12 protein-coding genes and 2 pseudogenes are annotated in these 11,524 nt (G+C 69.6%); 8 read left to right on the forward strand and 6 right to left on the reverse strand.

Features of this window, described 5'->3' with window-relative positions; all coding sequences use genetic code 11:
* Positions 1-243 (reverse strand): DUF6229 family protein (locus tag ACWD0F_RS26825; protein WP_449879956.1); only part of this gene is annotated, 243 nt, incomplete at its 3' end.
* A 306-nt stretch (positions 244-549) separates the two neighbouring features.
* Between ACWD0F_RS26825 and ACWD0F_RS26830 the strand changes: the two genes are divergently transcribed.
* Both ACWD0F_RS26830 and ACWD0F_RS26835 read left to right on the forward strand, forming a co-directional pair.
* Positions 550-696, forward strand: a complete 147-nt coding sequence (locus ACWD0F_RS26830; RefSeq protein ID WP_449879958.1) for a hypothetical protein — start codon at positions 550-552, stop codon at positions 694-696.
* The gene (locus tag ACWD0F_RS26835; protein ID WP_449879960.1) at positions 693-2,003 is read left to right on the forward strand and encodes a cation:proton antiporter; all 1,311 of its coding nucleotides are present in this window, start codon (positions 693-695) and stop codon (positions 2,001-2,003) included. The genes ACWD0F_RS26830 and ACWD0F_RS26835 overlap by 4 nt, the downstream gene beginning before the upstream one ends.
* Before the next feature lie 47 nt (positions 2,004-2,050).
* Here the strand turns inward: ACWD0F_RS26835 and ACWD0F_RS26840 are convergent, their stop codons facing one another.
* Both ACWD0F_RS26840 and ACWD0F_RS26845 read right to left on the reverse strand, forming a co-directional pair.
* Positions 2,051-2,914, reverse strand: coding sequence for a hypothetical protein (locus tag ACWD0F_RS26840; RefSeq protein WP_449879962.1), 864 nt, complete (start codon positions 2,912-2,914; stop codon positions 2,051-2,053).
* A gap of 67 nt (positions 2,915-2,981) precedes the next feature.
* Positions 2,982-4,535, reverse strand: a complete 1,554-nt coding sequence (locus ACWD0F_RS26845; RefSeq protein WP_449879964.1) for a protein kinase domain-containing protein — start codon at positions 4,533-4,535, stop codon at positions 2,982-2,984.
* Between the two features lie 153 nt (positions 4,536-4,688).
* On the opposite strand from ACWD0F_RS26845, the gene ACWD0F_RS26850 reads away from it, so the two are divergent.
* Entirely contained in the window at positions 4,689-5,474 is a 786-nt protein-coding gene (locus ACWD0F_RS26850) for an SDR family NAD(P)-dependent oxidoreductase (protein WP_449879966.1), read from the forward strand.
* A 258-nt stretch (positions 5,475-5,732) separates the two neighbouring features.
* A complete protein-coding gene (rpsO, locus tag ACWD0F_RS26855; RefSeq protein ID WP_449879968.1) occupies positions 5,733-6,002 on the forward strand; it encodes a 30S ribosomal protein S15 in 270 nt (89 codons plus the stop codon).
* A gap of 153 nt (positions 6,003-6,155) precedes the next feature.
* Here rpsO and ACWD0F_RS26860 read toward each other — a convergent pair.
* A pseudogene (locus ACWD0F_RS26860) lies at positions 6,156-6,887 on the reverse strand (GNAT family N-acetyltransferase); the annotation flags it as partial.
* Positions 6,888-7,077: 190 nt separating this feature from the next.
* Here ACWD0F_RS26860 and ACWD0F_RS26865 point away from each other — a divergent pair.
* The 4 genes from ACWD0F_RS26865 (at position 7,078) to ACWD0F_RS26880 (ending at position 10,243) form a co-directional block, all read left to right on the forward strand.
* Positions 7,078-7,965, forward strand: coding sequence for a LysR family transcriptional regulator (locus ACWD0F_RS26865; protein WP_449879970.1), 888 nt, complete (start codon positions 7,078-7,080; stop codon positions 7,963-7,965).
* A 147-nt stretch (positions 7,966-8,112) separates the two neighbouring features.
* On the forward strand, positions 8,113-8,496 hold the full coding sequence (locus tag ACWD0F_RS26870; protein WP_449879972.1) for a VOC family protein: 384 nt from the start codon (positions 8,113-8,115) through the stop codon (positions 8,494-8,496).
* 44 nt (positions 8,497-8,540) lie between these two features.
* Entirely contained in the window at positions 8,541-8,942 is a 402-nt protein-coding gene (locus tag ACWD0F_RS26875; protein ID WP_449879974.1) for a hypothetical protein, read from the forward strand.
* A 155-nt stretch (positions 8,943-9,097) separates the two neighbouring features.
* The gene (locus tag ACWD0F_RS26880; RefSeq protein ID WP_449879976.1) at positions 9,098-10,243 is read left to right on the forward strand and encodes a serine hydrolase domain-containing protein; all 1,146 of its coding nucleotides are present in this window, start codon (positions 9,098-9,100) and stop codon (positions 10,241-10,243) included.
* 128 nt (positions 10,244-10,371) lie between these two features.
* On the opposite strand, the gene ACWD0F_RS26885 is transcribed toward ACWD0F_RS26880, so the two are convergent.
* Together ACWD0F_RS26885 and ACWD0F_RS26890 are read right to left on the reverse strand one after the other, a co-directional pair.
* Positions 10,372-10,755 carry a metalloregulator ArsR/SmtB family transcription factor gene (locus tag ACWD0F_RS26885; protein WP_449879978.1) on the reverse strand — a complete coding sequence of 128 codons (384 nt, stop codon included), beginning with the start codon at positions 10,753-10,755 and terminating at the stop codon, positions 10,372-10,374.
* A gap of 145 nt (positions 10,756-10,900) precedes the next feature.
* Positions 10,901-11,524, reverse strand: a pseudogene (locus tag ACWD0F_RS26890) (flavoprotein); the annotation flags it as partial.

Genomic DNA, 11,524 nt, shown 5'->3' on the forward strand with positions numbered 1-11,524 from the left:
GGTGTTGGCCGCGCGGGTGTTGATCTCACGCGTGTTGGCAGCGCGCGTGTTGGCCAGGCTCCGGGTGTTGTCCATACTGCGCGTGTTTCCCGAGGTGACCGACTCGAAGGTGAGGTCGTCCTCGCCGGCGCCGAACAGCGGTCCGGCCGGGTTGATCAGTTCGTCGAACCCCTGAGCCGTCTGCTGCCCGGCGCGCCAGGCGGCGACGACCTCCTCGGCTTGCCACTGGGTGAGTTCTGACATGTGACCGGTCCCTCCTGGGCTCGTCTTCTTGGTCAATCCAGATGCTCCCAGCGGCCATTGCAGATCCGTTGCAGTCCCGCCCGCACCGCCTGCACGCGGAAAAGCACGGAAAAGTGCGGAAAAAGTGCCATCATCCTCGGCGCCGTCCGGGGCGTATCAGTCCGCAGACCCCGGACCTCTGTCCTTGGTCGGCGGGCGCGTGTGGAGGCGAAAATACGCGGGGATGATCGCGAACATGCGGTGAGCCGCCGCCTGTGGAGGAGCCGCGAGCCGGGCAAGTCCAGTGACGCAAGAAAGGGCAGCACTGTGAACTACTTATCCAGCGTGGTGATCACCGAAGGGGAACGGCCCCAGGGCCGGGCCCTGTCCGTAACCCCCATCTCCCAGCCGCGCATCGACACGCGCCCGCTGAGTCTGCTCAAGACCCGGCGCGGCGGGGAAACCCCGCGGTGACCCCGCCGGTCCCGCCGCTCGGCACCCACCTGCTGCTGGTGTTCCTGCTCCAGGTCGGCGTGCTGCTCCTCGTCGCCGTGGCGCTCGGCAGGCTCGCCGTACGGTGGAAGATGCCTGCCGTGGTCGGCGAGTTGTGCGCCGGCGTCATCCTGGGCCCGTCGCTCCTCCAGCATGCCGCGCCCGCGCTGACCGCCTGGCTGCTCCCGCGCGACGTGGAGCAGTTCCACCTGCTGGACGCGGTCGGCCAGATCGGCGTGTTGCTGCTGGTGGGGGTCACCGGCAGCCATCTGGATCTCAGCCTGGTGCGCAAGCGGGGCGCCACGGCCGCCAAGGTCAGCCTGTTCGGCCTGGTCATCCCGTTGGCGCTGGGCATCGGCACGGGCCTGCTGCCCTCGCCGCTGGCCGCCGGCAGCCCGGACCGTACGGTGTTCGCGCTCTTCCTGGGCGTGGCCATGTGCGTGAGCGCCATCCCGGTCATCGCCAAGACCCTGTTCGACATGAACCTGCTGCACCGCAACATCGGCCAGCTCACCTTGGTCGCCGGAATGGTGGACGACGTGTTCGGCTGGGTGATGTTGTCGATCGTGTCGGTCATGGCCACGACCGGGCTGGCCACGGAGAACGTGGTGCTCTCGATCGCGTACGTGCTCGCGGTGCTCCTCTTCGCGGCGCTCATCGGCAAGCCGCTGGTCGCCATGCTCTACCGCCGGGTACGCACGCCTTCCACCGTCACCGCCGTCACGGTGGTGCTCATCCTCCTGTCCGCCGCGGGCACCCACGCGCTGGGTCTGGAGGCCGTCTTCGGCGCTTTCGTGATGGGCATCCTCATCGGCGCATGGGGCAAACCCGACCCCGCCGGGCTCGCTCCGCTGCGTAGCATCGTCCTGGCCGTGCTCGCCCCCGTGTTCTTCGCCACCGCGGGGCTGCGCATGGACCTGACGGCGCTGGCCAGACCCGAGATCCTCGGCGCGGGACTCCTGGTGCTGACCGTCGCCATCGTCGGCAAGTTCGCCGGGGCCTTCATCGGCGCCCGGCTCAGCCGGCTGACCTCCTGGGAGGCGCTCGCGCTGGGCGCGGGCATGAACGCCCGGGGCGTCATCGAGGTCATCGTCGCCATGGTCGGCCTGCGGCTCGGCGTCCTGAACGCGGAGACGTACACGATCATCATCCTCGTCGCGGTCGTCACGTCCCTCATGGCACCGCCGATCCTGCGGGTGGCGATGGCGAGGGTAGCCCTCACCGAGGAGGAGAAGCTGCGGCACGTCGACGGCCCCGAGCCCGCCGCCGTCCCTCGAAGCCCGACCTGATCCGCAGCTCGTGACGGCCCTTCCGCTCCCGACCTGATCCGCCGGCGTCACCCGTTCCCGGAGCTGCACGCGTTTCGCGCGCGATGGCAGAGGACGGGCAGTCTGCTCAGCACGTCCAGCACCACGCGATCACCGAGCGGCTCGTCGAGCCTGATGACGCCTCGGCCGGATCGGCCGACGCCGGCGCACACACCGCCGCCGCCCTGGCCGAGGACGTCAAGCCCCAGCACCACCACATCCGGCTCCACCCGCATGCGCAGCCTGACCTGGGGCTCCGCACGGCCGCAGGCGCCGTAGCCATAGGTCACGAGCAGGGTGCGTTCGTCGAGCAGCTCGTAGTCCGCGATGGATTGGTCGCCCGCCATGTGATCGCCGACGGCGCCTTTGACGGTGCCGATCGCGGCCTGATCGATCGCGGCGTGGTCGATCGGGCCAGGCAGGTTCGAGAAGGACAAGCGCCACGCCGGCACCGTCGCCATGCCGCGTACGGTCTTCATCCTCATCGTCGTGAGGTCGGCGCCGGTCAGCTTGTACACCTCGTCATCGGGAAAGGTGTACTCCTCCGGCCAGGGGGACAGAGCCTGCAGCGCCTGTCGCGCCCCGATCACGGGCACCCGCAACGTGCTCCCGTCGTCCCAGCGGATCTGTGCCTCGGCGGGCGCAGCCGGGAGGGAGCCGGCGACGACCCAGCCGTACTCCTCCTGCGCAATCCGTTCGGACGCTTCCGGCGGAACCGCGCTCAGCTCCTCGGCCGGGACGAAACCCTTGCGCCAGATCTCCTCAGCACCGCTCAACCGCCAGGTCCAGACGGCTTGTGCTGCGTGGTCTTCGAACGTGCGCGGCCCGATCAGGAGACGGCCACTGGTGAGCAGCAGCATCATCGCCAGAAGCGTCATGACTAATCGCAGCATGCGGTGATTTTGGCAGGATGAGCGCCAGGTCATCCTGAGAAGCGATGAATGCCCGAGCCCGCTGAGTTCAGTGGCGGAGCACGAAGCTGCCTGACCATTGTCCCCAGTCGGAGCTTTGGACGCCGTTGCGTTTTGCCGAGCCGTAGCTTTTCTGGCCGGGGCGGATTTCGAAGGTGACGGGGCCGCCTTTCCGGAGGGTGATGATGCCGGCGTGGACGGCGGCGAGGCCGATGGAGGAGTCGTCGGTGTAGATTCCGTCTCCCCAGACGTTTCCGGCGTTACGGAGTGTCCCGCCGGGTGGGTAGACGAGGGTCAGGACGTCGTAGGCGAGGCCGCGGAGGTCGGCAGCCGTGACGCTCCACTTCGCGGTGCCGAGGTAAATCGCTTCCGACCCCGGCGAAGCTGGGCGGGTGCTCTCCTGCCGCTCGGAGAACACGAAGCTGCCTGACCATTGTGCCCAGTCGGAGCTTTGGACGCCGTTGCGTTTTGCCGAGCCGTAGCTTTTCTGTCCGGGGCGGATTTCGAAGGTGACGGGGCCGCCTTTCCGGAGGGTGATGATGCCGGCGTGGACGGCGGCGAGGCCGATGGAGGAGTCGTCGGTGTAGATTCCGTCTCCGTAGACGCTTCCGGCGTCATAAAGTGTTCCGCCAGGTGGATAGACGAGGGTGAAGGCTTCGTAGTCGCGGCCCTGGAAATCGGTCGCCGTGACGCTCCAGTCCGCGGTGCCGAGGTGAATCGCCCCCGCCGCCTGCTCATCCACCGGCGGCATGCGCCGGGTCCGCGCGCGGGGCGGCTGCTGCTCGTGGCAGGCGGCGCGTAGCCGGGCAGCGAGCGCGGTGGCGTCGTCCGGACGGTCGGCGGGGTTCTTGGCCAGCAGCTCCATCAGAAGCTCAGCCAACGCGGCGGGGATCTCGGCGCGCAGCGCACCCGGCGGGACGGGCAGCCGGGACAGGTGTCCCGCCAGAATCTCGACAGGGGTCTCGCCGGGGAACGGTGGCCGCCCGGTCAGCAGGTGGTACAGGGTGCAGCCCAGCGCGTACAGGTCCGCACGCCCGTCCACGGTGTCGTTCGAGAGCTGCTCGGGAGCCGCATAGGGCAGGGAGGCGAACCCCTGGGCGGTCACGCTGTTGGTGGCCCCGGCGGCGCGCGCGATGCCGAAGTCGCAGACCTTGACCCGTCCGCCGTCCAGCAGCATCAGGTTGGCGGGCTTGATGTCACGGTGCACGATCCCCAGGGCATGCGCCACCGCCAGCGCGTCCGCCACCTGCGCGCCCCACTCCGCGACCTCGGTGACCGCCAGCCCCTGCGGGTTCGCATCCAGCACCGTCGCCAGGTTGTGGCCGGAGAGCAGCTCCATCACCACGAACCGGCAGGAGGCGTCCACCCCCACGTCGTGCACCACGGTGATCCCCGGATGCGCCAGCTTCGCCCCGAGCTTGGCCTCGCGCTCGAAGAGCCGGGCGGCCTGTCCGTCCCGGTCTCCGCCGCCCAGCAGGATCTTCACCGCGATCTCGCGTTCCAGGCGCTCGTCGACGCCCTGCCAGACCTCTCCGAAGCCGCCCGCGCCCAGCGGATGGACCAGCCGGTACCGCCCCGCCAGCAACCGCCCTGCGACGATCATCCGCCACCTTCCGCTTCCGGCATGAACAGTTCGATCATGCCGAACGCCCTGACCTGCCGCCAGCCCGCTGGAGCGTTGACCATTTTCTAAAATATCGTTCTAATATTGTCGTGGGAGAATCCTGAGCCGGCAACGGTCCCAGAGAGGACAACCATGGGCGTACTGGAAGGCAAGGTCGCGGTCGTCACCGGAGCGAGCCGGGGCATCGGCGCCGCGGTGGCCGGACGGCTGGCCGCCGAGGGGGCGAAGGTCGTCGTCGCCGCCCGCACCGTCGACGCGTCGCAGAGCCGCCTCGAAGGGACGATCGGCGACACCGTCGCGCAGATCGAGGCGGCCGGTGGCACCGCGTTCGCCCATGCCACCGACCTGTCGCGCGAGGAGGACAGACAAGCGCTCATCCAGGCGGCCGAGCAGCGGTACGGCCCGGTCGACATCCTGGTCAACAACGCCGCGGTCACCTACTTCACGCCGGTGTCGGAGTTCAGCGACCGCCGCTACGACCTGATGTTCGAGGTGCAGGTCAACGCGCCCTTCCATCTCGCCCAGCTGGTCATGCCCGGGATGCGGGAACGCCGTGCGGGCTGGATACTCAACATCTCCTCGATCGCCGCCCGCCACCCGGCGTTCCCGCCCGGCCCGTACGCCGGTCGCGGCGGCACGGTGTACGGCATGTGCAAAGCCGCACTCGAACGCTTCACCACGGGTCTGGCCGCCGAGCTCTACGCCGACAACGTCGCCGTGAACGCGCTGTCGCCGAACCAGGTCGTCCCCACCCCCGGCACCCTCTTCCATCGTCTCACCACCGACGACGACCCCAACGCGGAGCCTCCCGCGGTCATGGCCGACGCCGCCCTGGCGCTGTGCCACCGCCCCGCCGCCGAGCTCACCGGCCGTATCGCCTACTCACAGGACCTGCTGGCCGAGCTCCAGGACGGCTGACGCCGGCGAAAACCAGTTGCGCTTCGCGCGGCGACCAGCCAAGGATCGGCACAACGGCACGGCGAGCAGAACCGCCGGCCGCCTTTCTGGAGCGTGTCGCGGTACGGGAGGAGACCAGCATGTTCACCGACCCTGATCGATGTGGCAGTGAAAACTCCGGTCAGCGTGAGCAGGCCCGCCCGGTCCCGCGACCCTGACGTCCGGCCCCGCCGCGGCGGTCTGACCACGCGCGCTGACCTCCAGAAGTCGAGGGAGATCATGGCGCTCGAAGACGCGCGCAAAAAAGCGATCATCGCGGAGTACGCGATTTTCGTAGGTGACACCGGTTCACCTGAAGTGCAGATCGCGCTGTTGACCCATCGGATCGCCGACATCACGGAGCATCTGCGCACCCACCAGATGGACTATCACAGCCGCCGTGGGTTGCTGATGCTCAACGGGCGTCGGCGGCGACTGCTGAAATACCTCCGCAGAATCGACATCGAACGCTACCGACACCTCATCCGGCGGCTCGGCCTGCGCCGATGACACGGCGTGCCGGGGAAACGACCACGACACCGTCGACGTGGCGGTGTCGTGGCGCCAGGTCCAGTCGTCGCGTACGTACAGCTGGGCGAAGCCCGCCCGCCTCAGGTTGCGCAGGGATGAGTTGTGCGTGCCCGGCCCCCCGACCTCGGTGTCAGCGAAGGAGAAGCGGCATCCGGCCGCGGCGGCGTCGCGGATCCGAGCCCGCAGCAGCGCGGACTGGCCGCCCTGCCCGCGGTGCGCCGGGAGCGTGGCGGCGGCGACGAGATGGGCGACCTCGCCGTGCACGTACATGGCGGCCACGGACACCGCCTGGCCACCGGACCTGATCAGGTACGCGTGGTAGCCGGGGTGCCCGGCGGCGGCCGCGGTCATCTGCGTGAGCGGCCCTTCCGGCATGCCGAAGCCGCGCATCAGCACCGACGCCCATTCCTGGGCCGTCGCGCCTGGCTCGGCCGGCTCCCTGATCCGCTCGACGGCCGGCCCGGCGTCCTGCTCCGGCAGGTCCACGGTCAGGTCGCGGGCGAACTTCGCCCAGGACGAGGTGCGGCGCAGGCCGTACTTCATGCAGATCTGCGCCCAGTCGGCGGGCAGGACGGCGGGCGCCAACTGCAGCACGGCCGCCGGGACGGACCTCGACCGGTAGAACTCGCAGATCTCGCCGATCAGCTCAGCGGTGACGGGCCTGTCGAAGCCGAACCCCAGCGCCCTGCTCCAGTAGTTCGCCGGGTCGTTGCGCATGGCCAGGACGACGCCGCCGGTGAGCCGGACGCACTCAAGGCCCAGCGCGTCCCGTGCCGCCGCCGGCGCTCCCGATCCGAGCTGGTACATGGCCTCGGCCTCGGCGCGCTCGACCAGCGCCGGCTCGGGACGTGCTCGCATGGACATGACACTCCTCGCACGCTGATGGAAAACCCGCGTGGGTGCGTGGCCCCAGAGGTTTCGGCCCTCCCTCGGTCGGGCCCACCTCTACTTCGGCCCGCCCTCGGGTCCGGCTCACCCATCCGGGGCCTCAGCGCCGTTTTGACCTGATATGCCAAAATTTCCGTATATGGCACAGAGGGGGTGACGGGGAATCGTGGAGCTACGGGACATCGAGATCTTCCTGACCTTGGCTGAGGAGCTGCACTTCGGCCGGGCCGCCGAGCGGCTGCACGTCTCCGTGGCCCGGGTCAGCCAGGCGATCAAGAAGCAGGAACGGGCCATCGGTGCCGAGCTTTTCGCGCGGAACAGCCACAGCGTCCGGCTCACGCACCTGGGTGAGCAGTTGCGGGACGATCTGCGCCACCTGCACGACGGCCTGTCGCAGACCATGGAGCGGGCACGGCTGGCCGCACGCGGCAAGACCGGCACGCTCCGGGTGAGCCTGTTCCCGGCCAACATCCAGGAGCTGCGCCGCTACTGGGAGACCTTCCGCGCCCGGCACCCGCAGTGGGAGCTGCGCCTGCGGGCGTCGGGCTACCAGGATCCGTTCGCCCAGCTCCGCAACGGGGACGTCGACATCCTGGTCACCTGGCTGCCCATCGAGGAGCCCGACCTCACGGTGGGTCCGCTGCTTTTCGCCGAGCCGAGGGTGCTGGCCGTGGCCGGCGACCATGCGCTCACCCGATGGTCCTCGGTCTCCCTGGAGTCGATCAGCGATTACCAGCACGTGACCGTCGAGTCCGCGCCCGGCTACTGGTTCGAGCGCTACGTCCCGGAGCACACCCCCAGGGGCCGGGCGATCGACCGCAGCGCCAACGTGGACAACATCGAGCACATCTTCATGACCACGGTCCTGGGCGAGGCCGTCGCGCTCTTCCCCATTCACGTGAGCTGGTATTACCCCCGCCCCGACATCGTCTATCTGCCCGTCAAGGACATGAGTGCGCTGCCGTACGGGCTGGTGTGGCGGAGCGACGCGGAGAACGACATGATCCGCGCCTTCGCCGGCATCGTCCGCGACCTGGGACCGCTGCCCGGCTGAGACCGTACGCCCGGCGTGAAGTCTGCGGTTAACGCGGCGTTGCGGGATCCGGCGTTGCCCGGGTCAGGTCGTGCTGTCAGCCTTGATCCAGGACGAAACGCCGTATAGGAGGGAATGCGTGGCAAGCGACCACATACAAGCAGAAATATGAACATTGTCGCCTCAACGGTCGTCTTCACCGTCGACGATCTGACAAGCTCCCGCCGCTTCTTCACCACCTATCTGGGCTTTCGCGAGGTGCTCGACACCCCCGATTTCACCTGGCTGAGCCACGACGGTGCCGCCGACATCCTGCTGCGCCAACGCGACCTCGAACGGCCGCGAGAGCGGATCGCCCAGCCGGTGATGGCGTTCGCGGTCACCGATCTGGCCAAGGAATACGCGCGCCTGCACGCCGAGGGCGCGCCCATCACCAAGCAGTTGTCGCGCAGCCCGTGGAGTGAGTGGCTGATGCGGCTCACCGACCCCAACGGCATCGTCGTCGAGCTGACCGAATGGATCGCGCCCGGCGGTCATCCCGGCGTCGGCTGATCCCGTTCCCCCCAAGAACCACCTATTCGAAGGAGCGCACCACCATGTCCATCACCCTCAACGACCAGGACACGCTGACCCTGCGGACCGCCGCGTGGGGCGCCGTCTCGCTGATGTCCGCCGCCGGTGCCGCCGGCTCGGCCCACAAGGTCGCCACCGAAGGCTCCATCGCCCTGACCTCGGCGACCGGCCTGGCCGGGCACGTGCTCACCAAGGCGCCGAAGGGTCTGAACGGCAAGTCCACGGCCGCACTCGCCGACCAGGTGCTGCCGGCCCTGACGGCGTCCATGAGCCTGCTCAGGACGCAGGCGCCGGCGGAGGCCGACAACTTCCGCCGTACCGTCATCGTCGCCATCGAAGCAGCCGCCAGGACCCACGAGGGAGAGCCCAGCCCCACCCTGGCGGAGATGGCCCGCAAGATCACCGAGGCCCTCGACGCCGCTTGATGAACGCCGATGTCACGGGGTCCTGCCCGGCCCCGTGACGTGGCGGCGTACCGGGTCAGGGAAGAGACCGGGCGCCGATGCGCCGACGGTCCGCGAACGCGGCCATCCGGCCGTTCGCTCGAATGTCGTAACAGCACCAAAAGGAGCACACCAGCATGTCCAGCACCTTCACCGGCCAGGACGGGGTCACGCCGCAGACCGGGCAGGACCGCCCGGAGCTGCAGCAGGTCATCGAGGAGATCGTCGGTCTCGGTTTCGTCGGGGTGACGCTGCGCGTGCACGATGAGCGGGGTGAGTGGGTCGGCAGCGCCGGGGTGCGCAAGCTGGGCGAGAGCGCCAAGCCGCCGATCGACGGACACGTACGGATCGGCAGCGTCACCAAGACCTTCACCGCGACCCTGGTGCTGCAACTGGTGGCCGAGGGCAAGGTCGAGCTGGACGCGCCGGTGGATGACTACCTGCCCGAGTTCGGGCTGGACCGGCGGATCACGGTGCGGATGTTGCTGCAGCACACCAGCGGGGTGTTCAACTTCACCGGCGAGTTCTACGAGGACGGGACGGTCGTGCCGGGGATCACCTGGTCGGGCCGGGAGTGGGTGGAGGACCGGTTCAAGGTCTACCGGCCGGAGGAGCTCGTACGGCTGGCGCTGTCCAAGCCCGCGCGGTTCGAGCCGGGGACGGACTGGAGCTACGCCAACACCAACTACGTGCTGGCCAGGTTGCTGATCGAGAAGGTCACCGGCCGGTCGGTCGCCGAGGAGATGCAGCGGCGGATCCTGGGGCCGCTCGGGCTGTCGGGCACCATGGTGCCGACCACCCAGACGGAGATCCCCGAGCCGTACATCCACGCCTACTATCGCTACGAGGAGGACGGCCAGGAGAAGACGGTCGACGTCAGCAGCCAGAACCCCTCCTGGATCTCCAGCGGCGGTGACATGATCTCGACCACCCAGGACCTGCACACGTTCATCTCCGCGCTGGTCGGCGGCAAGCTCCTGCCGGCGCCGCTGCTGGCCGACATGTGCACGCCGGAGTCCAAGGTCGGCTACGGCCTGGGGGTGTTCGTGCAGGGCACGGACGGCGGTGGCACCGTCATCACCCACAACGGCGGCCACGGGGGCAACGGGGGGCTGATGTACAGCACGCCCGACGGCAGGACGACCCTGACCGGCTCGATCTCCTACGTGGACGACGCCGCACTGTCCATGGGGGAGGCGTTCCAGAAGGCGACGCAGAGGCTCGTCAGCGAGGTGTTCGGCGGGCAGGCCGCTCCGGCTGACGCGGCCGAGCCGGCTGAGTAGACCCGGGCCGAGCGCCGGCCGAATCAGCTGACGCGCCCGAGTCGGCTGCGCAGACCCGGGCTGAGCACCGCGCCCCCGAGTCGGTTACGCAGACCCGGGCTGAGCACCGCGCCCCGAGTCGGCGGCGGTCATTGCCCGGCTGGTCCGCCCAACGGCGTGAACAGCGCGCCCAGCCGGGCGACCTGCCCGGGGATGATCCAGTAGTAGACCCAGGTGCCGCGCCGTTCACTGCCGATCAGCCCGGCGGTGCGCAGCACCTTCAGGTGGTGGCTGATGGTGGGGGCGGTCAGGTCGAAGGCGTCGGTCAGGTCGCACACGCACGCCTCGCCGCCGGCGTGGGAGCCGATCATCGAGAGCAGCCGCAGCCGGACCGGGTCGGCCACGGCCTTGAGCAGCACGGCCAGCTCGGCCGCCGCGCCTTCGCTGAGCGGCTGGCGGGCGATCGGCGCGCAGCACACCGCATCCTGCGCGTCCTTGCGGTTCGGGACGAGGGGCAGGGTGGTGGTGGTCATGCGGGAGCCTCCGGACCGGGCTGGTGGTTCGATGCCTGTCTAAATGATAGGCGGTGGCGGCCGACCGGCGACACCGCGTCCAACCCCGCCACCAGCCGTCACTCCCGGCCGGGCGAGTCAGCCGCCACCCCTATGGCCGGGTGGGTCAGCCGCAGCAGCCGCCGCCCTGGGAGGCGCCGGCGGTGGCCAGCGGGAGCGGGGTGCCCAGCAGGCCGCCGCTGATCCCGGTGGCCAGGCCGACCCGCTGTTCCTGGGCTTCGGCCAGGTTGGAGGAGCACACCCCGGTCTCGGGCAGGTCCAACTGCACATCGCGGGCGGCCTGCCAGTCGCCGGCCAGGGCGGCGACAACCGAGCGGGCCTGCTCGTAGCCGGTGGCCATGAGGAAGGTGGGGGCACGGCCGTAGCTCTTGACGCCGATGGCGTAGTAGCCGGGCTCGGGGTGGGCCAGCTCGTCCACGCCGTGGGCGGGCACGGTGCCGCAGGAGTGCGCGTTGGGGTCGATCAGCGGTGCCAGCGCGCGGGTGGAGCCGAGGACTGCATCGAGGTCGAGACGCAGTTCGCCGGCGATGGCGTGGTCGGGACGGTAGCCGGTGGCGGCCACGATGCGATCGACTGTGATGGCCTGCTCGGCGCCGGACGGGTCGCGGCTGACCACCCGTGCCTGCTCGCCATCACGCTCGATGGTGTGGGTGAAGAAGCCGGTCACCAGGCGGATGCGGCCGCTTTCGACGTGGGCGTGCAGGCGGGTGCCGAGCGCGCCACGGGCGGG

It is taken from the genome of Nonomuraea sp. NPDC002799 (genome assembly GCF_053592075.1).